Below are 21,348 nucleotides of genomic sequence, written 5' to 3'. Positions count from 1 at the left end.
CACTCCCCGACTCCCCTCCCGAAGGTCCACCCATGCCCATCGCACTCCTAGCCCTGGCGGCCTTCATCGCCGTGATCATCGTCTGGAACGTCGTGTTCAAACGGAACATGGGCGAGGCGATGCTGCTCGGACTGATCGTCACCGCGCTGTTCGCCGGGGCGCAGGCGCCCGCGTACCTGCTGCGGGGGCTGGTCGACGCCCTCACCCACGAGGTGCTCTACGCGGCCCTGGCCTTCGTGTTCATGGCCTACCTGATCGACGTCACGGGCCTGATCCAGCGGATCCTGGCCATCCTGAACTCCCTCTTCGGGCGCGTCCGCGGCGGCCCCGCCTTCATCGACACGGCCGGTTCCGCGGTCTTCGGCGCCCTGTCCGGGTCCAACTCCGCCAACACCGCCTCCAGCGGCTCCTTCACCGGCCCCTGGATGGTGCGCACGGGGTGGTCCCCCACCCGCGCCGCCACGGTGATGGCCGGCAACGGGGGGATGGGCGCGGCCCTGCCCCCCAGCGCCTCCATGGTCATCATGATCGGCTTCGCCGGGGGCATGGTCAGCACCGGCCAGGTCTACACGGGCCTGCTCGCGGCCGGGGCCTACCAGCTCCTGCTCAGGTTCGCCCTGATCGCGTACTTCGTGCGCAGGGACGGCATCCCCCAGGCCGACGCGACCGACCTGATGCCCCTGCGCGAGTCCCTGCGGCAGGGCGCGGGAGCCCTGACCATCTTCCTGGGCGCGCTCATCCCGATCGTGGTCACGGCGGGGCCCCTGGCCGACTACCTGGAGAACTCCACCCCGCTCGGCGGGGCCATGGGGGAGATCTCTCTGCTGATCTGGATCCCGATCCTGATCATCGTGTTCTCCCTCGTCGCCGGGCGCGACCGCCTGCCCCGGACCCCGCGGGACTGGTCGGCCCTGCTCGACGGCGCCCTGCCCAAGTTCGCCACCATCGGGGCCCTGCTGTTCTTCGCCATCGCGGCCAGCGAGATCCTGGCCCGCCTCGGGCTCGCGGAGGACGTCAACACCCTGCTGGAGAACCTGCCGGTCAACCGCTTCCTGCTGGTGGTGGCCGTCGGACTGGTGATCGCCCTGGTCGCCGGGCCGCTCTCCTCCACGGCCACCCTCACCGCGGTCGGACAGATCTCCTTCCTGGCGCTGGTGGGCGTGGGGATCGACCCGCTCCTGGCGGTGATCGCCATCCTGGTGTTCGCCTCCACCGAGGGGGCCTCGCCGCCCGCGTCCGGGTCGATCTTCGTGGCGGCCGGACTGACGGGCGCCCGGCCCGAGAGCACCTTCCTGCCGCTGATCGTCTACTACATGATCCCGATCTTCCTGATCGGCTGCCTCATCGGTTGGGGCGTCCTACCGGTCTTCGGAGGCTGAACATGACCACCATCAGATCCCGCGCCCTCCTCGTGGTGCGCACCCTGTTCAAGCTGGGCCTCGTCGTCTGCTTCCTCCTCGGCGTCCTGCTCGTCGCCGGTCAGCTGGCCGGGGTCATCGCGCAGCGGCCGGACTGGATCACGACCACCTCGGACCTGTTGTTCGTCCCCGCGGTCGCGGCCGCGGCGGCCTTCGGGGTCCTCGGGTTCCTGGCCAACTACCTCACCGAGGACGAGGGCGGGGGCGAGGACTGAGGCGTTCCGCGGGGGAGTGACCGACCCGCTGGGGGCGGTGGCCGAGGCCACCGCCCCCAGCCGTGTCCGCGGCGGCCTCCCCCCCGGGCGCGTGAAGGGGACCTCCCCCCGGTCCGACCACGGTCCCACCGCCGGCCGCGCACGGGCGCGGGCACGCGAAACCGCCCCCGTCCTGGGGAACGGGGGCGGCCCGGGAGGGGCTCTCAGTAGTTCTGCCCGGTGGTCTGCTGCGGCCCGGCCGTCTGCTGCGGCGAGCCGGTGCTCCCCTCCGGCGACTGCGCGGGCCTGGGCGCCGCGTGGGCGGCGTTGTACCCGCTCTGGTAGGCGCCCTCGTGGTGTTCGGTGCGCCCGGACTCACGCTCGCGGTCGGGCCAGCCGGCAGTCAGGCCGTAGATCACCAGCAGGTCCACGGCGATGGCCACCATCGACCACAGCGGCATCGCCATGACGAAGCCCAGCTGGGCGATGGCGTTCACCGAGGCGAGGATCAGGGCGAAGCCCCGGGCCCACGTGCTGCGGGACAGCACGGCCAGGCCGGCGACGATCAGCACCGCCCCCCACAGGCCCAGCAGCACGCCCCAGGAGGTGTAGCCCACCAGGAGCACGTCCGTGCTCTCCACGGCGTAGAACTCGGGGGTCAGGAGCGCCACCAGCCCCTGGATGACGTTGACCGCCCCGATGACGATCAGCAGTGTCGCGACGAAGAACTGCCAGCCGTTGGCTGCCTGCGTTCGCATGTTCACGGATCCTTCCCGGCCGTCCCCGCTGGCCTCTGCGCGGTCCGGGACGTGGGAACGGCCGCTCGGGTGTCCCTCTTGCGGATGCGCGATCCGCGCGCCTTGTCTTCATCATCCGACTCCTCGGGTCAGCGACACCCCACCCGTTCCTACGGATCGGGCAAAGCTCCCGGGCCTGCTACTCTAAAACTACGTAATTACGGAAAAGCATGTAAGGTGGAGGTGCGGTGGACAGGACGACGGAGGAGCGCCTGGCCGAGCTGGAGGCGCGGGTCAGCGCCTTGGAGGCGACCGGCGAACGCGCGACCGAGACACCCCGGGCGCAGGCGCTCGGAGACGTGTTCTTCGCGCTCAACGCCCTGCGGGAACGCGTCACCGGACACGGCGGCGTGGTCTTCGCGGGGATCGTCCGCGGCGGGGAGGGGGAGGAGGAGACGCTGGAGTGGCAGCAGGGGCTGCCGGTCGAGCGCCTGGAGGAGTCCGACTGGGCCCGCCACGCCGCCAGCCTCGACGCCCTGGGCAACCCCGTCCGGCTCCAGTTGCTACAGGCGGTCTGGAGGGGAACCGGGACCGTCGCCGCCCTGGCCGAGCGTTCCGACTTCGGCACGACCGGCCAGATCTACCACCACGTCAACCTGCTCGCCGCCGCCGGATGGCTCACCACCGTCCGGCGCGGCCACTACGCCATTCCACCGGAACGCGTCGTCCCCCTGCTCGCCATCCTCACGGCGGCCGGGGGAGCGCCCCAGTAAGGAGGGTTCCGTGAGAGCCAGAGGAAGAACTGTCGCGGTCGCCTGTGCGGCGGCCGTCCTGGTCGTGGTGCTCGGGGTCGCCGCACGGCCGCACACACCCGCCCTGTCCGCCGAGGAGTCCGGGGACCCCGGACTGCTCGACCGGGCGCGCCCGCTGCTGTCCGAGGGCGTGCGCGACCGCGTCAGTGTCGTCGAGGTCGACGGCGGACGGGTGAGCTTCGCCCACTTCGGCGCCGACGACGGCACCGACTACGAGATCGGCTCGGTCTCCAAGACCATGACCGGGATGCTGCTCGCCGTCGCCGTCGAACGCGGCGAGGTCACCGCGGACACCCGGCTCGGGGAGCTGGTCGAGCTGGACGGCGCCCCCGCCGCCGACGTCACCCTGGCCGAGCTGACCAGCCACCGCTCCGGGCTGCCCCGGCTCTCCACCCGCGTGCCCGACATGGTGCTCTCGATGGCGGCCTCCTACCTGGGCAACGACCCCTACCCCTACGACTACGACGACCTGGTCGCGCAGGTGGCCGCGGCGGAGCTGTCCGACCGCGGCGAGTCCCGCTACTCCAACATGGGCACCGCGATCCTGGGCCACGCCCTGGCCAACGCCGCCGGGACCGACTACGCCACCCTCCTGCGCGAGCGGCTGCTCGACCCCCTGGGCATGGACGACACGTCCCTGCCCGAATCCGGGGAGGACCTGCCCGAGGACGCGGCCCAGGGTTACACCGACAGGGGGCGCCGGGCCGACCCCTGGCTGGCCCACGCCTACGCTCCCACCGGGGGCGTGCGCTCCACCCCCGCCGACATGGCGCGCTTCGCCGGGGCGCTGCTGGAGGGCACCGCGCCGGGCACGGCGGCCCTGGAGCCGCGCTGGGACGGCGGGCCGGACCACCGGATCGGGTTCGCCTGGATCACGCAGGAGCACGGCGGTACCGAGGTCACCTGGCACAACGGCGGTACCGGGGGTTTCGCCTCCATGGTCGCACTGGACCGGGAGGGCGGGCGCGCGGTGCTGGCCTTCGGCAACACGACCACCGGACTGGAAGACGCCGTCCTGGAACTGCTGACGGAGGACGCCCGATGAGCGTGACGGACGTGCTGACCTACGCCGGGGCCGCGTTCCTCAACGGCATGTGCGTCGTGAGCGCGGTGGACGTCCTCCTGCGGGGCCGCGACCGGGGCGGGTTCCGCTTCGCGGACCGCTGGGACGTGCTGAACCGGACGGCCCACACGCTCTTCTTCCTGGTGCTCTCGCTGCTGCTGACCACGTGGGCGTCCTTCCCCGCGGTGGTCTGGTACCTGGACGTGGCCCTGAGCGCGGGGGCCGCCGCGGCCGCGGTGCTGTGCTGGCCCGGCCTGCCCGCGCGCGCCGCCGACGCGGGCGCCGCCTCCCGGCGCCACTCCGCGATCGGCGCGCTGGTCTTCCTGGCGGTGGTCCTCGCGGTCTTCCTCCTTTTCTCCTGAACCGAGCATCCGTGCGAAAAGCGCGTAATGCAGGGGTATGTCAGAATTAAGAAGAGCGGAAAAAGCGGGATGCCGCACTTCTCCGCCGTCTGACCGGGGTTCCTCGCGAGAAAGCCCACGTGCCTTTCGCCCGTGGTCTACGGTGATTTCCGTCCGCCCTCGAATTCCCCGGGGGAAAACCGGGTGGACCTCCCCTGCCCGGAGACCGGGCGACGGGACCGGGCACGGCCCCGCTCCCTTCGCCCGTTTGCCCCGCGAGGAACCCGCCCATGCCAGTTCACCCGTCCGACCGACAACGGCGGCCACCGCGCCCCGGACGACAGGCCCTGTTCACCCTGTTCGCCGTGACCGCGCTGGCGGTCCCAGCCTGGTCCTGGGCGGTCGTCACGGCCCACCCCGACGCCCGCCAGAGCGTGGCCCTGGCCGTCGGCGCGGCCGGAGCCGCCCTGTGCGCCGCCGTCACCGCGGCGGCGCACCAGGCCGCCGCGGCCCGCGCCGCGCGCGAGCACGGCACCCGGGTCGACGCCACCGCCCAGGCCCTCGAACGCGAGGCCGAGCACCTGGTGGACCAGCTCCTGCCCGCCCTCACCGAAGGCCTGCGCGCGGGTCGCACCGCGCGCGAGGTCCTCGCCGAGCACCCCCAGCCCCGCCACGTCGCGCTGCACCGGCTCACCCACGCCGTCACCGCCGAACTCGACACCGCGCGCGTGCGCGCCGCCGACGCCCTCGCCCGGTGCACCGCGCTGGAGGAGCAGATCGCCGACCTCGACCGCGTCGGCCTGCCGCTCATGGTCGCCCGCGTGCGCGAGGACCGCGTCGGCGCCGCCGAGACCCTGCGGGAGGAACTGCCCCCCGTCCACGGCGCCCTCGCCCGCCTGCGCGCGCACACGCTGGAGGAGCTGCTGGCCGCCGCCCGCCGTTCCGCCTCGGCCATGGAGACCGCCGCCGCCTCCGGCGCCCGCATCCAGGCCCACCTGACCTCCCTGCTGGCCAGGCTCCGCGAACTCCAGGACCGCTACGGCGACAACCCCGGTGTCTTCGGCGACCTCCTGGACATCGACCACGGGGTCTCCCGCACGGGCCGCCTCGCCGACGGCCTCGTCGTCCTGGCCGGGGGCCGCTCGGGCCGCCGCTGGACCCGGCCCATCGTCATGGAGAGCATCCTGCGCGGCGCCATGGGCCGCATCAACGCCTACCGCCGCGTGCGCCTGCACAACACCAGCACCGCCTCCATCGCCGGGCACGCCGCCGAGGGCGTCATGCAGGCCCTGGCCGAACTCATGGACAACGCCGCCAACTTCTCCGCCCACGGCACCGAGGTGCACGTCTACGTCCAGGAGGAGGACACCGGCCTGTCCGTCACCGTCGAGGACAGCGGACTGGGCATGCGCGTGCGCGAGCGCAGGCTCGCCGAGAGCCTGGTCACCGAGCCCCGCGACCTGTCCACGCTGCGCGGCACCCGCACGGGCCTGGCGGTCGTGGGCCGCCTCGCCCACAAGCACGCGCTCGGCGTCAGCTTCCGCCCCTCGGCCCGCGGCGGCGTCGGCGTCGTCGTCCTCGTCCCGCCGCACCTGGTCACCGAGTCCCAGCCCGCCCCCGGCGGCCCGCGCGCCAGGCACCGCCCCCGGCGCTCCGCGGGGCCCGTGCCCGCCGCGGGACCGGGCCCCGGCGCCGGTACGGCGGCCCCGGAGCCCGACAATGCCGCCGCGCCCGCCCGCGCCGCCTCCGGGCTGCCCCGGCGGCGACGTGGCCAGACCCTTGCCGCGGCGCTGCGGGAGGAGCCCGACCAGCTCTCCGCCGGTCCGGTCACGCCCGGACCCGGTGGCGACCCCGGCACCAGGTTCGCGTCCTTCCGCAACGCCCGCCAGCCACAACGAGCCGAAGAGTAGAGAAGAGAAACGGAGGGAGGGGCACGGACCGGGCCCGCGCGCGGCTGCCCCGCGACCCCGATGAACACCATGGACACCAGCCTCGACTGGCTTCTGGAGAACCTGCGCCACGGGACACCGGGCATCCGCCACGTGCTCGTGCTGTCCAGGGACGGACTCAGGATGTGCCACACCCGCGAACTGCACACCGACCGCGCCGACCAGCTCGCCGCCATCGCCGCGGGCATCCAGAGCCTGTCCCTCAGCGCCTCCGCCGAGTTCGGCGACCGCGGCGGCGCGGGCCAGGCCATGGTCGAGTTCAGCGGAGGCGTCCTGCTCATCATCCGCGCCGGGGAGGGCGCCCACCTGGCGGTGATCGCCGCCGGGGAAGCCGACGTCGGCGTGATCGGCCACAGCATGAACGCGCTCGTCGAACGGATCGGCGGCTTCCTGACGGCCGCCCCGCGCCGGAGCGAGCGGATCCGAGTGGGCACCGAGCAGCGGTGACCCACCACGACTTCCTCCGGGGAGAGGCCCCCGACCGCCTGTACACCGTGACCGGCGGGCGCTCCGACGCGGACACCCGCGTGTTGGACTCGGTCACCCTCGTCGTCGCCGAGTGCGACCCCGTGCCCGGCATGCAGTCCGAGCACGCCGCGATCCTGCGCCTGTGCGCCTATCCGACCGCCGTGGTGGAGCTGTCCGCGGAGCTGCGGCTCCCCGTCAGCGTCGTGCGGGTCCTCCTGATGGACCTGCTGGACACGGGGCGGGTGACCGCCCGCCACCCGGCGGCCCTCACCCGGCAGGAGGCCGGGCACGACCCCGAGACCCTGAAGCAGGTGCTCCTTGCCCTCCAACGCCTCTGAACGGCCGGCCGGACCGCGCCGGGCCCCGCTCGCCGCGACGGCCGACAACGCGCTCAAGATCGTCGTCGTCGGCGGGTTCGGTGTCGGCAAGACCACCCTGGTCGACTCCGTCAGCGAGATGCGCCCGGTGAGCACCGAGGAGGTCATGACCCAGGCCGGTGTCGGGATCGACGACCTCAGCGCCGTCCGCGACAAGCGCACCACCACCGTGGCCTTCGACTTCGGGCGCATCACCGTGGACGAGCGGCGCGTGCTCTACCTCTTCGGAGCCCCCGGCCAGAAGCGGTTCTGGTTCCTGTGGAACCAGCTGTTCGAGGGCAGCCTGGGCGCGGTCGTCCTCGTGGACACCGACCGCATCCAGGACTCCTGGTACGCCGTGGACCGGCTCGAACACCACCGCACGCCCTTCGTGGTCGCGGTGAACCGCTTCGGCCCCGGACCCGCCCTGCCCGAGGTGCGGCGCGCCCTGGACCTGTCCGAGCGGGTCCCCGTGGTGGACTGCGACGCCCGCAGCCGCGAGTCCAGCCGCGACGTCCTGATCACCCTCGTCCAGCACGTGTCCGGACCCGTCGCCGGGTACCCGTCCGCGCCGACGACGGCGTTCGCACCCGGGTCAGGGCAGGAGTCCGCGCCGGCGCCGATGTCCGGCTCCGCGTCCGCACCCGCGCCGCCCCAGGAGGAGACGACGTGAACCACAGCCCGGGTCCGGAGGCCGCGGCACCGGCCAGCAGCGGCCCGCCGCCCCCCTCCCCCGACCACGCGGGCGCCGCCCGCCTGTACGGACCCCACGTCGCCCGCGACCCGGCCGGGCTCTACGAGGAGCTGCGCGGACGCTACGGTCCGGTCGCGCCCGTGCTGCTCGACGGCGACGTTCCGGCGTGGTTCGTCATGGGCTACCGGGAGCTGCACCACGTCACCAGCAGGCCCGAGTGGTTCGCCCGCGACTGCCGCCGCTGGAACCAGTGGGACCGCGTCGGCCGGGACTGGCCGCTCATGCCCTACGTGATGTGGACGCCCTCGGTCATGTTCGCCGAGGGGGCCGAGCACCAGCGGCGCGCGGGCGCGATCGGCGACGCCCTGGACGCCGTGGACCGCGCCGACCTCGGGACCCTGTGCCAGCGGGCCGCCGACACCCTCGTAGACGCCTTCCGCGCGGAGGGCGAGGCCGACCTGGTCTCCCAGTACGCGCACCGCATCCCCGCGATGGTGGTCGCCCGGCTCTACGGCCTGCCGGAGGCGGAGGTCCCGGCGCTGGTGCGCGACGCCGTGCTCTCGCTCGACGTCACCGCCGACGCGGGCGGCGCCCACCGGCGCCTGCACGCCCGCCTGGACGCCCTGGTCGCCGACCGCCGCGCCGCGCCGCGCGACGACGTGCCCTCGCGGCTGCTGCTGCACCCGGCGGGTCTGAGCGACGCCGAGGCGGTCATCGACCTGCTGGTGGTCCTCGCCGCGGCCCAGGCGCCCACCGGCAACTGGATCGGCAACACCCTGCTCCTGATGCTCACCGACGACCAGTTCTCGCTCACCCTCCAGGGCGGACGCGGCAGCGCGGGCGAGGCCCTCAACGAGGTGCTGTGGAAGGACACCCCCACGCAGAACTTCATCGGCCGGTGGGCCGTGCAGGCCTGTGAGCTGGGCGGGCGCGGCATCCGACGCGGCGACATGCTGGTGCTGGGACTGTCGGCGGCCAACGCCGACCCCCGCCTGCACGCGGGGCTCTCCGACGTCCACGGAGGCAACCGCGCGCAGATGTCCTTCGGTCACGGCGAGCACGGGTGCCCCTTCCCGGCACCGGAGATCGCGGAGACGATCGCCCGCACGGCGGTGGAGAGCCTGCTGGACCGGCTGCCGGACGTGCGGCTGGCGGTGCCCCCGGACCGCCTGGAGTGGCGGCCGTCGCTGTGGATGCGCGGACTGTTCGAGCTCCCGGCGCGCTTCACGCCGCAACGGTAGAGGGCGGCCGGAAGTGTTGCCGGTGTGACACGAGGGGTCTGACCGTGGGAGCCGCTGGATGGAATATCACGAGGTTTCTGGGTGGAATTCCTTGTTATGGGAGATATGTCGATTGTGGGACTTCGGTGATCGTTCCGTGCCGCCGTCCACGGGGCGCGGTCCCCGCGGACGGCGGCACGGGCCGCGACCGGCCGCCGCTCAGGCGAGGGCGTTCTCCCCGGTCAGCTCGGCGGAGAACGCCCACAGGCGTTCGGCCTGCGCGGGATCGGCCGCGTGGTCGCGCACGCCCTCCACGCCGGGCTCGGTTCCGGCGGGCACGGCCACGTCGCAGTCCTCGCAGTACACCCCGCCCATCCCGGCCAGTCGCGGCGAGGTGGCCGCCCACACCTGGGTGGCCGCGCCCTGCTCCGGCGTCTTGAACCGGGGGTCGATCAGCTCACCGTTCCCGTCGACCCACCCCGCGTCGACCATCTCCCGCCGCGTCATGTGCCGCTGCAAGGGGGTGAGGATCGAGCCCGGGTGCAGGGAGAAGGCCCGCACCCCGAGGGGTTCTCCCAGCCGGTCCAGGTGGAGGGCGAACAGGGCGTTGGCGGTCTTGGACTGCCCGTAGGCCAGCCACCGGTCGTATCCCCGGGCGAACCACGGGTCCTCCCAGCGGATCGGCGAGGCCTGGTGCGCGCCGGAGGACACCGAGACCACCCGCGCCCCGCCCTCGGCCAGGGCCGGCCAGAGCCGGTTGACCAGGGTGAAGTGACCCAGGTGGTTGGTGGCGAACTGGTACTCCCAGCCGGGTCCGGCGGCGGCCTGGGGGCAGGCCATCACCCCGGCGTTGTTGACGAGGACGTCGATCGCGCGCCCCGTCCCGAGGAAGCGTTCGGCGAAGGCGCGCACGTCGTCCTGGTCGGACAGCTCCAGGCCGTCGACCTCCACGCCCTCGACCCCGGCCAGGGCCTCGGCCGCAGCCTCGGGCCGCCGCGCGGGCACGACGACGCGGGCGCCCGCCTCCGCCAGGGCCCGGGTGGTCTCCAGCCCGATGCCCGAGTACCCGCCGGTGACGACGGCCAGCCGTCCGGTCAGGTCGATTCCGTCCAGGACCTCGCGCGCGGTGCTGCGCCCGCCGAAGCCCGAGCCGATCCTTCGCTGTGGTGTGGTCATGGACCGGAGCCTAGGTACTGGAGCGCGCTCCACTTCAAGCGACGCAGGTGGGAAGGGTGTTCCCGCCCGGGGACACGTCCGGCTCCCGCCCCCGAGGGAGCCTGGAGGAGCCGGACCCGCCGGTATAGCGTGACTGTGCCCCCACCCCTCAGCGACGAGGAGCGCGTACGCCATGAACGTGGAACACAGGGACGTCGAGGTCAACGGAATCCGTCTGCACGTCGCCGAGCAGGGCAGCGGACCGCTCGTCCTGCTCCTGCACGGCTTCCCCGAGAGCTGGTACTCCTGGCGCCACCAGTTCGCCCCGCTGGCCGGGGCCGGATACCGCGTGGTCGCCCCCGACCAGCGCGGTTACGCCCGCAGCGACCGGCCCGAGGCGGTGGACGCCTACACCCTGCCCCACCTGGTCGGCGACGTCGTCGCCCTCGTCTCCGCGCTGGGGGAGGAGAGCGCGGTCGTGGTGGGCCACGACTGGGGGGCGCCGGTGGCCTGGGCCACCGCCATGATGCGCCCCGACCTGGTCCGCGGCGTGGCGGGCCTGAGCGTTCCGCCCGTTCCGCCCGCCATGATGCCGTCGGTCTCGTCCTCCCGCGCCGTCTACGGCGACGGCTACTACCAGGCCTACTTCCAGGAGCCGGGCGTCGCCGACGCCGAGCTGGCCGCCGACCCCGCCTCGACCCTGCGCCGCCTCCTGGTCGGGGCCTCCGGCGACGCCCCCTTCGACCAGCCCCGGCTGTGGATCGTGCCCGAGGGCGAGAGCGCGCTGGGCTCCCTGCCCGAACTGGAGGAGCTGCCCTCCTGGCTCACCGAGGAGGACCTGGCCGCTTTCACGGCCGACTACTCCGACCCCGGCGCCTTCACCGGTCCGCTCAACTGGTACCGCAACATCGACCGCAACCAGGGGCTCATGTCGCCCTTCCAGGGGCGCGTCATCGACGTGCCCGCGCTGTACGTGGGCGGGGACAAGGACCTGGTCAGGGCCATGCGCGGCGTTCCCGAACTCCTGGAGAACCTGTCGCTGGTCGCACCGCGGCTGCACGCCGGCGTCACCCTGCCCGGCTGCGGCCACTGGACCCAGCAGGAGCGACCCGAGGAGGTCAACGCGGCCCTGCTGGACTTCCTCGCCGCCGTCCACGGGGGCTGAGCCGTGCCCGTGCGCGCCGACTCCGACTCGCACGGGCACGGTGGCGGCACCGGCGCGCCGCTCAGGCGCGCACCCCCTCGACGATGCTGGTCCCGAAGCTGGGCAGGACACGGGTCAACTTCAGTCCGGCCTGCTCGAAGAGGTCGGCGAACTGGGACCTGGTGCGCTGCTTGCCGTCGCAGTGGGCGAGCATGCTCAGATCCATGAACTTGGCGGTCCGGGCGGGACCCGGGGAGTCGGGCACCACCACCTCCGCGAGCAGGACGCGCCCGTCGCGGGTCATCGCCTCTCGGCAGTGGGAGAGGATCCGCGCGGCGTCCTGGTCGCCCCAGTTGTGGATGACGTTCGACAGCAGGTAGGCGTCGCCCCCCTCGGGGACGGAGGAGAGGAAGTCCCCGCTGACGACGCGGCACCGCTCACTGACGCCCTCCAGCACCGGTCCGGCGTGGGCGACCACCTCGGACCGGTCGAAGAGCACGCCGCGCAGACCGGGATGGGCCGACAGCACGATGGCCAGCAGCCTGCCCCGGCCCCCGCCGACGTCCACGAGGGTGTGGTGCGCGCCGAAGTCGTAGCTGCCCGCCACGCCCCGGGTGAGCTGGGCGGAGATGTCGGTCATGCCCTCGTCGAAGACCGCCGCGGTCTCGGGGTGCTCGTCCAGGTAGGCCCAGGCCGTCCGGCCGTGCACCTGCTCGAACACCGAGCGCCCGGTCCGCACGGCTTGGGCCAGGTGGGCCATGGTGGACCGCTCGGCCTGGCTGCCGACCCACCGGGCGTAGCCGCGCATGGAGTCGGCCGCGTCCCCGCGCAGGGCGCGGCCGAGCCCGGTCAGGGCGAAGTGCCGCCGCGGCCCCTCCTCGACCAGGTCGAGGTCGGCGCAGGCGCGCAGGAGGCGGTGGAGGGCGTCGGCGTCGGCGCCGATCCTCTCGGCGATCTCGTCGACGGGCAGGGGCTTGAAGGTCATGGCGTCGGCGACGCCGAGTTCGGCCGCCGCGCTCACGGCGGCCGACACCCAGCTGGCGGTGATGAGCTCGAACAGTTTCGTGGCCGAAGGACTCGGGGGTGCGGATGCGGACATCGCGGTCCTTTCAGGTGGTGCCCCTCCGGGGGTGCGGAGAGGGGCGGCCAGATGCGCCTGTGCGGCATCGATGGAGCCGTATAACAGGGTAAACTACGGAGCGTGCCTAGAAAATCGCATACTGTGGACACAGGTTCGAGTGAGCCGGATGCGAACCGGTGCCCCTCTCAGCGGTCATCACACGCCCTACAGACCCTGACCACCCGCCGTGCCGTACGCGCCTTCGCCGACCGGCCGGTGGACGACTCCCTCCTCGACCCCATGCTGGACGCCATGCTCGCCGCCCCCTCGGCGTCCAACAAGCAGGCGTGGGCCTTCGTCGCCGTCCGCGAGCGGCGGGCGCTGAGGCTGCTGCGCGCCTTCTCCCCCGGAATCATCGAACTCCCGCCCCTGATCGTGGCGGCCTGCTTCGACCGCTCCCGTGCCGTGGGGGGCTCAGGCAACTCCACGGATTCCAGAGGTTCCAGGGACTCCTGGGACGAGGGCATGCTCTGCGTCGCGATGGCGGTGGAGAACCTCCTCCTGGCGGCCCACTGCCTGGGGCTGGGCGGATGCCCGTCCGGGAGTTTTCGGAGGGGCCCCGTCCGCAGGCTCCTGGGCCTGCCCGACCACCTGGAACCCCTGCTCCTGGTTCCGATCGGGCACCCCGCCCGGCCACTCGCACCCGCACCCCGACGAGACCGGAACGAGGTGGTCAGCCATGAGCGCTGGGGAACCTGACGTCCGACAGGTCGGCGAGGAACTCCTCCTGCTCGCCGCCTACCTGCTCAGCAGCGGCCGCGGCCTGCTGGACGAGCCACGGCAGTACGGCACGTTCCGCTGCCTGGACGCCGCCCGGCGCGTCCTCGCCCTCGCGGCCGGAACCGGCCCGCACCACCCGGAACTCGAAGCCCTGCGCGGTCGGATGGACGACGTCATGTGCGGGCCGATGGGCGACCACGAACTGGACACCCTGCTCGACCAGCTGTGCGAGCGGCTGGCAACCGTCCTGGAGGACCCCGATGTCATCTCCGACTGAGTTGGAGCCGCCCCCAGAGCCCACGGACGACTTCGATGTCCTGCCCTTCACCGGTTCCTGCCGCCGCGTGTTCGAGCGCGGGGAGCACGCGCTCATCGGGATCAGCGCCGGGAACAGCTACTTCAGCCAGGAGCGGATCGCGCAGCTCCTGCGGTGGGCGCAGCGGCACTTCGCCGAGGTCGACGTGCTCTACGCCGACCTGCACCTGGACACCATGTACATGGCGTCAGGCGGCAGCAGGGAGCACGCGTCGTCGCGGGCGAACAGGGCGCTCAAGGACGTGCGGCGACGCATCCGGCGCGCCGTGGAGTCGGCCGCCCCAGACGCGGGGAACGTGCGCGTGCGCGCCCTGTCCCAGTGCACGGGCCTGCCCGGCTACCGCGACGTCGCGTACCGCCTCGACCGGGAGCACGCCACCGACCCCAGAGTCCGCCGCGCGTGCGAGGAGCACGTACGGCACGTCATCGGAGCCCAGCCGGACCCGGACGGGGCCAGGCTGCGCGCCGGACTGGCCTACCTGCGCGCCGAACTGCCCCTTCTGCTCAGTACCCCGAGGGTGTTCGGGTTGCCCTCCTCGGTGTGCTGCTACCACGCCCTGATGCCGATCCTGTCCAGGTTGCGCGGCGCCACCTCCTGCTTCCACCCGGGGCAGGGCCACGTCATCCTCCGCCCGGTCGGTCGACATCTGGCCTCCCCGGAGACGGTGGGATCCCCGTGACAGCCGCGCGGTGGCGCCCCGAACGGGGGCGCCACCGCGCGGAGCGGTTCCGGGCGGGGCGTGGTCCCGGGCGGGACGGGGCCCGCTACGCGCGGCGGACGTCCATGACCGACTCCCCGTCCTCGACCCGGTGCACGGCGTGCAGCGCGAGGCCGGCCTCGGCGAACAGTTCCCGGTACTCCTCCGCCGTGCGCAGCGGGGCGCCGTAGAGCACGAGCATGTACACACTCATCGCCTGGAGGAAGGGGGTGGCGCCCTCCCGCTGCGGAAGGTGCCCGACGATCAGCAGCCGGGACCGCTCGCCCATCGCCGCGCGGACGTTGCGCAGGATCCGTACCGCCTCCGGCCGGGGCCAGTTCTGCATCACCCGCGCCATCAGGTAGACGTCCGCACCCGGCGGCACCCCGTCGAAGAAGCTGCCCCCCACCACGGCGCACCGGTCCGCCACGCCCCGCTCCCGCAGCAGCGGCCCGGCCTCGGACACCACGTGCGGAAGGTCGAACAGCACCCCCTCCATGCGCGGGTGGTGCCGCAGGAGGGCGGCCAGCAGCGAGCCCTGGCCGCCGCCGAGGTCCGCCACGCGTTCGGTCCCGGACAGGTCCGCGTTCTCCAGCAGGGTATCGGCGGCCACGGACGTGTCCATCGCCCTGTGGAACAGGGCCGCGGCCTCCTCCTGCTCCTCCAGGTAGGCGAACAGCGGGTGGCCGGTGTGCGCCTCGAAGGCGGTACGGCCGGAACGCAGCGCCTGCGGCAGGCAGGTCCATGCCTGGAGGAAGGCGCCGTGCGTGCACATGCGGAAGAGGCCGTACAGGCCGCTGGGGTCCCCGGCGCGCAGATGCTGGCCCGCCGCGGTCAGGGCGAACGATCCGGGCACCGGTTCCGAGAGCAGCCCGCTCACCGTCCCGGCCCGCAGCACCGCCGCCAGGGACCGTTCGGGGACCCCGGCGGTGCGGGCCAGGTCCGCCACCGGACGCGGCCCCTCCGCCAGATCCTCCACCACGTCCAGTTCGACCATCGCGACGACGGCGTGCATGAGCATCGCCGACGACACCAGTCGGTTCAGCGGCAGGTCTGTGCGCACCGCGCGTACAGCGGTCTCGTCCATCACACCCACAGTCGGTCCTCCCCGGGGGACGTCGTCATCGGGGCCGACGCGGCGTCCCTTCCGGGGCACGGCGCCGACCTCCCAAGACTACGGGGAGTACGCGGGTCTGTTCTCCGGGTTGTGGAAAACGGGCCGGAACGGGAACGGCCCCGCCGGGGCCGGGGCGCGGCGGCGAGGGCCGGGGGCCGGCGGCCCGATCAGACGGAGGCGGCGCCCTCGGCCTCGTAGGCGCGTACCAGGGCGGTGAGCACCTCGGAGCAGCCCGCGTCGACGGTGAGCGCGGCGACGTCGTCGGCGCGGGTGGCGCCCCGGTTGAGGATCACCACCGGCTTGCCCTGCTCGACGGCGCGCTTGACGTAGCGCCGCCCCGAGAAGACGGTCAGGGACGACCCCGCCACCAGCAGCGCCCGCGCGCCGTCCACCATCGCGTAACCCTCCAGCACGCGCGCCTTGGGCACGTTCTCGCCGAAGTAGACGATGTCGGGCTTGAGCACGCCGCCGCAGCCCTCGCAGTCGGCCACGCGGAACCCCTCGGTGGAGGCCAGAACCGCGTCGGCGTCGGGGGCGATCTCCACGTCGGGGACCCCGTCGGCGAAGTCGGGGTTGAGCGCGCTCAGGCGCGCGGCCAGGCTCTCGCGGGAGGTCACGGCCGAGCAGGCCAGGCAGATGACGCGGTCGTAGCGGCCGTGCAGGTCGATCACCCGCCTGCTGCCCGCCGCCCCGTGCAGGGTGTCCACGTTCTGGGTGATGACGCCCGCCAGGGCGCCGCCCGCCTCCAGCGCGGCCAGCGCGCGGTGGCCGTCGTTGGGGCGGGTCCGGTGCACGTGGCGCCAGCCCACGTGGTTGCGGGCCCAGTAGTGGCGTCGGAAGGCGGCGTCACCGACGAACTGCTGGTAGGTCATGGGCTTGCGCGGAGGTGAGTCCGGGCCGCGGTAGTCGGGGATGCCCGAGTCCGTGGACAGGCCCGCGCCGGTCAGCGCGACCACCGGGCCCGAGCCGAGGACCTCGCGCATCCGGGCCGCCAGGAGGGCCGGGTCGTCGAGCGTGTTCCTCACGCCTTCGAGGGTACGCGGCGCCCCGGTGTGGGCGCCGTCACTCTCGCCGGGCCCGGTCGCCGTCCCGCCGGTCACCCCCCGGCGCGGCTCCGGCCCCGCCGGGTCAGGCGGCGCGCTCCAGCTTCTCCACGGCGCGGGACAGGATCTCCTCGAACTCCTCCTCCATCAGGGCGTCCCTCTCCCTGTCCACCTGAGCCCGGTGGGCGTCCCGGCACTCCTCGCTGAAGTCTTCTTCCCGGCACGCCTCCATGAGTTCCGTGGACGACACGTCCGAGTAGCCGCTCGTGCGCATCCCCACGAGGACGAAGTACACCTCTCCGACCTGGCCCCACGCAGTCCTCGCCGCCATGTGCGAGCGCTCGCCGTACAGGGTCACGGAGAACATGCCCCCGTCCTCGGGAAGGGCGGGTGAGTCCCTGGAGACGAGCGCGCCCTCGACTCCGCCGTTCGCGGACACGCTCATCCTGGAGCAGGTGTCCAACAGGTGCCCGAACCCGGTGCCCTCGACCGGGGCGTCGCCGAAGTCCCCCGAGACCAGGACGTAGCCGTAGACGGCTGAGCCCCCTGCGGAGCCGGACGGGGTCGCGATCTGCGCCGCCCCCTCGACGGCCCCCGCGGGCAGCCGCCCGGTGCCCCCGTTGAGGACGGCGCCGCACTCGGCCGGTTCCACGTCGCCGAAGTCGTCGGCGCCCGCCTCGCCGCTGAAATCCACCCCCTGGATCTCGTCGACGTCCAGATCGTCCACGTCGAACCCGTCGGGGTAGGCGTTCGGGGAGGGCAGCAGGGCCTCCAGGCGCGGGCTGTCCCGGAGGTCGAGCTGGGGGCCGCAGCCGGTGGTCAGAACCAGGGCGGCGAGGAGGGGCAGGGCGCCGTGGCGGTACAGGGGAGCCAAAGGGGGAGCCTTCGTTTTTCGTGTCGGCGGTTTACCGACACGTTCCGACGCCGCCGGGCCACGCGCGGTTCCGCCCTCCCGCGGCCGGATCCGGCCAGGTCCTCACCCGGTCCGGAGGAACCCTCGCCCAAGCCCCCGGACGAACTCCGCCGCATCCGTCCTCTCCCGGCCGGGACCCCGGCCGGGAAAAGGGCCCGGCGGGCACCCGCAGGCGCCCGCCGGGCCCGAACGGACCGGACGTCCGGCTCAGCCGAGGCAGACCAGCAGGTCGCCGCCCTCCACCTTCTGCACCCGGTCGACCGCCACCCGCGTGACCGTCCCCGACACGGGCGCGGTGATCGCGGCCTCCATCTTCATCGCCTCGATGGTGGCCACCGTCGCACCGGCCTCCACCGACTCGCCCTCGGCGACCGTCAGGGTCACCGCGCCCGCGAAGGGCGCCGCGACCTGGCCGGGGTCGCTGCGGTCCGCCTTCTCGGCGGACCGCACCTGCGAGGCCAGGGCCCGGTCGCGGATCTGGAGCGGGCGCAGCTGGTCGTTGAGCGTGGCCATCACCGTGCGCATGCCGCGCTCGTCGGCCTCGCCCACCGCTTCCAGCTGGATGAGCAGCCGCACGCCCGGTGACAGGTCCACCGCGTACTCCTCGCCCGCGCGCAGGCCGTAGAAGAAGTCCGCGCTGGAGAGCACGCTGGTGTCGCCGTAGGCCGCCCGGTGCTCCTCGAACTCCCGCGTCGGACCGGGGAAGAGCAGCCGGTTGAGCGTGGCCCGCCGGTCCTCGGCCAGTCCCGCGCGGTCCTGCTCGCTCAGCTCCTGGGCGGGCCGCGCCTCGGAGCGCCCCTGGAGCGCCCGCGTGCGGAGGGGCTCGGGCCACCCGCCGGGCGGGACGCCCAGCTCACCGCGCAGGAACCCCACCACCGAGTCCGGGACGTCGAAGCGCCCGGGGTCGGCCTCGAAGTCGGCCGGGGAGACCCCCGCGCCGACCAGGTGCAGCGCCAGGTCGCCCACGACCTTGGAGGAGGGGGTGACCTTCACCAGGTGCCCGAGCATCCGGTCGGCGGCGCCGTACATCGCCTCGATCTCCTCGAAGTGCTCGCCCAGCCCCAGCGCGACCGCCTGCGTGCGCAGGTTGGACAGCTGCCCGCCCGGGATCTCGTGGTGGTACACCCGGCCCGTGGGCGAGGACAGCCCGGCCTCGAAGGGCGCGTAGACCCGGCGCACCGCCTCCCAGTACGGCTCCAGTTCGTTGACCGCGTCCAGGCTCAGGCCCGTGGAGTGCTCGGAGTGGTCGAAGGCGGCCACGATCGCCGACAGCGACGGCTGCGAGGTGGTGCCCGCCATCGACGCCACCGCGCCGTCCACGGCGTCCGCCCCGGCGTTGACCGCCGCCAGGTAGGTGGCCAGCTGCCCGCCCGGGGTGTCGTGGGTGTGCACGTGCACCGGCAGGTCGAACTCGCTGCGCAGCGCCGTGACCAGCTTCGCCGCGGCCGGAGCGCGCAGCAGACCGGCCATGTCCTTGATCGCGAGCACGTGCGCGCCCGCGTCCACGATCCGCTCGGCCAGCTTGAGGTAGTAGTCCAGCGTGTAGAGCTTCTCGCCGGGGTCGGACAGGTCCGAGGTGTAGCACAGTGCCACCTCGGCCACCGAGGTCCCGGTCGCGCGCACGGCCTCGATGGCCGGGCGCATCTGCTCGACGTCGTTGAGCGCGTCGAAGATCCGGAAGACGTCCACGCCCGTCTCGGCGGCCTCGCGCACGAACGCGTCGGTCACCTCGGTCGGGTAGGGGGTGTACCCCACAGTGTTGCGCCCGCGCAGCAGCATCTGGAGGCAGATGTTGGGCACCGCCTCGCGCAGCGCCGCCAGCCGCTCCCAGGGGTCCTCGGCCAGGAAGCGCAGCGCCACGTCGTAGGTGGCGCCGCCCCAGCACTCCAGGGACAGCAGTTCGGGCAGCGTGTGCGCGACCGCGGGCGCCGCGGCCAGCAGGTCGCGGGTGCGCACCCGGGTGGCCAGTAGCGACTGGTGGGCGTCGCGGAAGGTGGTGTCGGTGACGCCCAGGTTCGGCGACTCGCGCAGCCACCGCGCGAACCCCTCCGGGCCCAGCTCGGCCAGGCGCTGGCGCGAACCCGGGGGCGGCGGTCCGGCGGGCTCGGGCAGCGGCGGCAGCTTGGTGGCGGGATCCACCAGCTGGGGGCGCTCCCCGTGCGGCTTGTTCACCGTGACGTCGGCCAGGTAGGTGAGCAGGCGCGTGCCGCGGTCGGCGGAGGGCCGCGCGGTCAGCAGGTGCGGGCGCTCCTCGATGAAGGAGGTGGTGATCCGCCCCGCCTGGAAGTCGGGGTCGTCCAGCACCGCCTGGAGGAAGGGGATGTTGGTGGCGATGCTGCGGATGCGGAACTCGGCCACGGCCCGGCGCGCCCGGCTGACCGCGGTGGCCAGGTCGCGGCCCCGGCAGGTGAGCTTGACCAGCAGCGAGTCGAAGTGCGGGCTGATCTCGGTGCCCGCCGCGGAGGTGCCGCCGTCCAGGCGGATGCCCGAGCCGCCGGGGGAGCGGTAGGCGCTGATGGTCCCGGTGTCGGGGCGGAAGCCGTTGGCGGGGTCCTCGGTGGTGATGCGGCACTGGAGCGCCGCGCCGCGCACGTAGACGCCCTCCTGGGAGATGCCCAGGTCGGACAGGGTCTCGCCGGAGGCGATCCGCAGCTGGGACTGCACCAGGTCCACGTCGGTGATCTCCTCGGTCACCGTGTGCTCGACCTGGATGCGCGGGTTCATCTCGATGAAGACGTGGCTGCCGTCCGCGCCGACCAGGAACTCGACCGTGCCCGCGTTGCGGTAGCCGATCCGGCGGGCGAAGCGCACCGCGTCCGCGCAGATGCGGTCGCGCAGGTCCGGGTCGAGGTTGGGCGCGGGGGCCAGTTCGATGACCTTCTGGTGGCGCCGCTGGAGGGAGCAGTCGCGCTCGTAGAGGTGCACGACGCCGCCCTCGCCGTCGGCGAGGATCTGCACCTCGATGTGGCGGGGGTCGACCACGGCGCGCTCCAGGAACACGGTGGCGTCGCCGAACGCGGCGGAGGCCTCGCGCATGGCCGCCTCCACCGCCTCGCGCAGCCGCTCGGGCTCCTGGACGCGGCGCATGCCCCGCCCGCCCCCTCCGGCCACGGCCTTGACGAAGAGCGGGAAGCCGATCCGCTCCGCGGCGGCCACCAGGGCCTCCACGTCGTCGGAGGGCTCGCTGGACTCCAGGACGGGCACGCCCGCCTCCCGGGCGGCGGCCACGGCGCTGGCCTTGTTGCCGGTCAGTTCCAGCACGTCGGCGGGCGGGCCCACGAAGGTGATCCCGGCGCGCTCGCACGCGCGGGCCAGCTCGGGGTTCTCCGACAGGAAGCCGTAGCCGGGGTAGACGGCGTCGGCCCCGGCCCGGCGGGCGGCGCCCACGATCTCGTCCACGGACAGGTAGGCGCGCACCGGGTGGCCGGGCTCGCCGATCTGGTAGGCCTCGTCGGCCTTGAGCCGGTGCAGGGAGCCGCGGTCCTCGTGGGGGAAGACGGCGACGGTGCGGGCGCCCAACTCGTAACCGGCGCGCAGCGCGCGGATGGCGATCTCGCCCCGGTTGGCCACGAGCACTTTGCGGAACATGGCGCACTCCTCCTGGTCGGTCAGGCGTGGTGCCGGGGGCGCAAGAACCGGCACCGTCGCCGGGGGCCCGCGGCCGGGTGGAACACCCGTACGTTAACCAGAAGAGGGTTCGGCGAACCCCACCGGGGCCGCCCTTCGCGCCGAGTACCGCTTCCGGCGGGCGTTCGGGGGCGTCGGCGTGTCGCGCGGGACGGGGCACGGCGGACCCCGGCGGGTGCTTCGAGCTGTTCGCGTGTCGCGCGTGAACGGGGGAAGACGACCTCCGGTGCCCGCCCGGATGAGT

The 21,348-nt window shown here is 73.5% G+C and carries 21 protein-coding genes; 14 read left to right on the top strand and 7 right to left on the bottom strand.

Annotated features, from left to right (window positions below; all coding sequences use genetic code 11):
* The first annotated feature begins 32 nt into the window (after positions 1 to 32).
* Both G011_RS0121925 and G011_RS0121920 read left to right on the top strand, forming a co-directional pair.
* Complete coding sequence (locus G011_RS0121925) at positions 33 to 1,379, top strand: TRAP transporter large permease subunit (RefSeq protein WP_019610362.1); 1,347 nt, start codon at positions 33 to 35, stop codon at positions 1,377 to 1,379.
* A 2-nt stretch (positions 1,380 to 1,381) separates the two neighbouring features.
* Positions 1,382 to 1,633, top strand: coding sequence for a hypothetical protein (locus G011_RS0121920; RefSeq protein WP_019610361.1), 252 nt, complete (start codon positions 1,382 to 1,384; stop codon positions 1,631 to 1,633).
* Positions 1,634 to 1,836: 203 nt separating this feature from the next.
* On the opposite strand, the gene G011_RS0121915 is transcribed toward G011_RS0121920, so the two are convergent.
* Positions 1,837 to 2,370 (bottom strand): hypothetical protein, encoded by a 534-nt coding sequence (locus G011_RS0121915; RefSeq protein WP_019610360.1) that lies wholly within the window; start codon positions 2,368 to 2,370, stop codon positions 1,837 to 1,839.
* 227 nt (positions 2,371 to 2,597) lie between these two features.
* Between G011_RS0121915 and G011_RS0121910 the strand changes: the two genes are divergently transcribed.
* From G011_RS0121910 to G011_RS0121875, 8 genes are all read left to right on the top strand, one after another.
* Positions 2,598 to 3,122 carry a helix-turn-helix transcriptional regulator gene (locus G011_RS0121910; protein WP_019610359.1) on the top strand — a complete coding sequence of 175 codons (525 nt, stop codon included), beginning with the start codon at positions 2,598 to 2,600 and terminating at the stop codon, positions 3,120 to 3,122.
* Between the two features lie 10 nt (positions 3,123 to 3,132).
* Complete coding sequence (locus tag G011_RS0121905) at positions 3,133 to 4,206, top strand: serine hydrolase (protein ID WP_019610358.1); 1,074 nt, start codon at positions 3,133 to 3,135, stop codon at positions 4,204 to 4,206.
* A complete protein-coding gene (locus G011_RS0121900) occupies positions 4,203 to 4,586 on the top strand; it encodes a hypothetical protein (protein ID WP_019610357.1) in 384 nt (127 codons plus the stop codon). Before G011_RS0121905 ends, G011_RS0121900 begins: the two co-directional genes overlap by 4 nt.
* A gap of 269 nt (positions 4,587 to 4,855) precedes the next feature.
* The gene (locus G011_RS32905) at positions 4,856 to 6,475 is read left to right on the top strand and encodes an ATP-binding protein (RefSeq protein WP_026338539.1); all 1,620 of its coding nucleotides are present in this window, start codon (positions 4,856 to 4,858) and stop codon (positions 6,473 to 6,475) included.
* Positions 6,476 to 6,535: 60 nt separating this feature from the next.
* Positions 6,536 to 6,961 (top strand): roadblock/LC7 domain-containing protein, encoded by a 426-nt coding sequence (locus tag G011_RS0121890; protein ID WP_019610355.1) that lies wholly within the window; start codon positions 6,536 to 6,538, stop codon positions 6,959 to 6,961.
* Positions 6,958 to 7,320, top strand: coding sequence for a DUF742 domain-containing protein (locus G011_RS0121885; RefSeq protein WP_019610354.1), 363 nt, complete (start codon positions 6,958 to 6,960; stop codon positions 7,318 to 7,320). The genes G011_RS0121890 and G011_RS0121885 overlap by 4 nt, the downstream gene beginning before the upstream one ends.
* Positions 7,301 to 8,011 carry an ATP/GTP-binding protein gene (locus G011_RS0121880; RefSeq protein ID WP_019610353.1) on the top strand — a complete coding sequence of 237 codons (711 nt, stop codon included), beginning with the start codon at positions 7,301 to 7,303 and terminating at the stop codon, positions 8,009 to 8,011. Before G011_RS0121885 ends, G011_RS0121880 begins: the two co-directional genes overlap by 20 nt.
* A complete protein-coding gene (locus G011_RS0121875) occupies positions 8,008 to 9,273 on the top strand; it encodes a cytochrome P450 (protein ID WP_019610352.1) in 1,266 nt (421 codons plus the stop codon). Before G011_RS0121880 ends, G011_RS0121875 begins: the two co-directional genes overlap by 4 nt.
* Positions 9,274 to 9,471: 198 nt before the next feature.
* Here the strand turns inward: G011_RS0121875 and G011_RS0121870 are convergent, their stop codons facing one another.
* Positions 9,472 to 10,428, bottom strand: coding sequence for an SDR family NAD(P)-dependent oxidoreductase (locus tag G011_RS0121870; RefSeq protein ID WP_019610351.1), 957 nt, complete (start codon positions 10,426 to 10,428; stop codon positions 9,472 to 9,474).
* Positions 10,429 to 10,600: 172 nt separating this feature from the next.
* On the opposite strand from G011_RS0121870, the gene G011_RS0121865 reads away from it, so the two are divergent.
* Positions 10,601 to 11,572, top strand: coding sequence for an alpha/beta fold hydrolase (locus G011_RS0121865; protein WP_019610350.1), 972 nt, complete (start codon positions 10,601 to 10,603; stop codon positions 11,570 to 11,572).
* A 61-nt stretch (positions 11,573 to 11,633) separates the two neighbouring features.
* Here the strand turns inward: G011_RS0121865 and G011_RS0121860 are convergent, their stop codons facing one another.
* The gene (locus G011_RS0121860; protein WP_019610349.1) at positions 11,634 to 12,650 is read right to left on the bottom strand and encodes a methyltransferase; all 1,017 of its coding nucleotides are present in this window, start codon (positions 12,648 to 12,650) and stop codon (positions 11,634 to 11,636) included.
* Positions 12,651 to 12,845: 195 nt separating this feature from the next.
* Here G011_RS0121860 and G011_RS0121855 point away from each other — a divergent pair, with 195 nt between their 5' ends.
* The 3 genes from G011_RS0121855 to G011_RS0121845 are packed head-to-tail and all read left to right on the top strand — an operon-like array spanning position 12,846 to position 14,386.
* Complete coding sequence (locus tag G011_RS0121855; protein ID WP_081643016.1) at positions 12,846 to 13,370, top strand: nitroreductase family protein; 525 nt, start codon at positions 12,846 to 12,848, stop codon at positions 13,368 to 13,370.
* Positions 13,351 to 13,668, top strand: coding sequence for a DUF6092 family protein (locus G011_RS0121850; RefSeq protein WP_019610347.1), 318 nt, complete (start codon positions 13,351 to 13,353; stop codon positions 13,666 to 13,668). The genes G011_RS0121855 and G011_RS0121850 overlap by 20 nt, the downstream gene beginning before the upstream one ends.
* On the top strand, positions 13,652 to 14,386 hold the full coding sequence (locus G011_RS0121845; RefSeq protein ID WP_026338538.1) for a tRNA-dependent cyclodipeptide synthase: 735 nt from the start codon (positions 13,652 to 13,654) through the stop codon (positions 14,384 to 14,386). Before G011_RS0121850 ends, G011_RS0121845 begins: the two co-directional genes overlap by 17 nt.
* An 85-nt stretch (positions 14,387 to 14,471) precedes the next feature.
* Here G011_RS0121845 and G011_RS0121840 read toward each other — a convergent pair whose 3' ends face one another.
* The 4 genes from G011_RS0121840 to G011_RS0121825 all read right to left on the bottom strand — a co-directional run bounded on the left by G011_RS0121840 (position 14,472) and on the right by G011_RS0121825 (position 21,065).
* Positions 14,472 to 15,491, bottom strand: a complete 1,020-nt coding sequence (locus G011_RS0121840; RefSeq protein WP_019610345.1) for a methyltransferase — start codon at positions 15,489 to 15,491, stop codon at positions 14,472 to 14,474.
* A 197-nt stretch (positions 15,492 to 15,688) separates the two neighbouring features.
* Positions 15,689 to 16,546, bottom strand: a complete 858-nt coding sequence (locus G011_RS0121835) for an NAD-dependent protein deacetylase (RefSeq protein WP_026338537.1) — start codon at positions 16,544 to 16,546, stop codon at positions 15,689 to 15,691.
* Positions 16,547 to 16,649: 103 nt separating this feature from the next.
* Positions 16,650 to 17,438, bottom strand: a complete 789-nt coding sequence (locus tag G011_RS0121830) for a hypothetical protein (RefSeq protein WP_019610343.1) — start codon at positions 17,436 to 17,438, stop codon at positions 16,650 to 16,652.
* Between the two features lie 246 nt (positions 17,439 to 17,684).
* The gene (locus G011_RS0121825; protein WP_019610342.1) at positions 17,685 to 21,065 is read right to left on the bottom strand and encodes a pyruvate carboxylase; all 3,381 of its coding nucleotides are present in this window, start codon (positions 21,063 to 21,065) and stop codon (positions 17,685 to 17,687) included.
* Positions 21,066 to 21,348 lie beyond the last annotated feature (283 nt).

The sequence above is a fragment of the Nocardiopsis sp. CNS-639 genome, assembly GCF_000381685.1.
Taxonomy (GTDB): domain Bacteria; phylum Actinomycetota; class Actinomycetes; order Streptosporangiales; family Streptosporangiaceae; genus Nocardiopsis; species Nocardiopsis dassonvillei.
The sequence above is the reverse complement of the archived record's forward strand: the minus strand, read 5'-3'. Positions and strand labels throughout refer to the sequence as shown.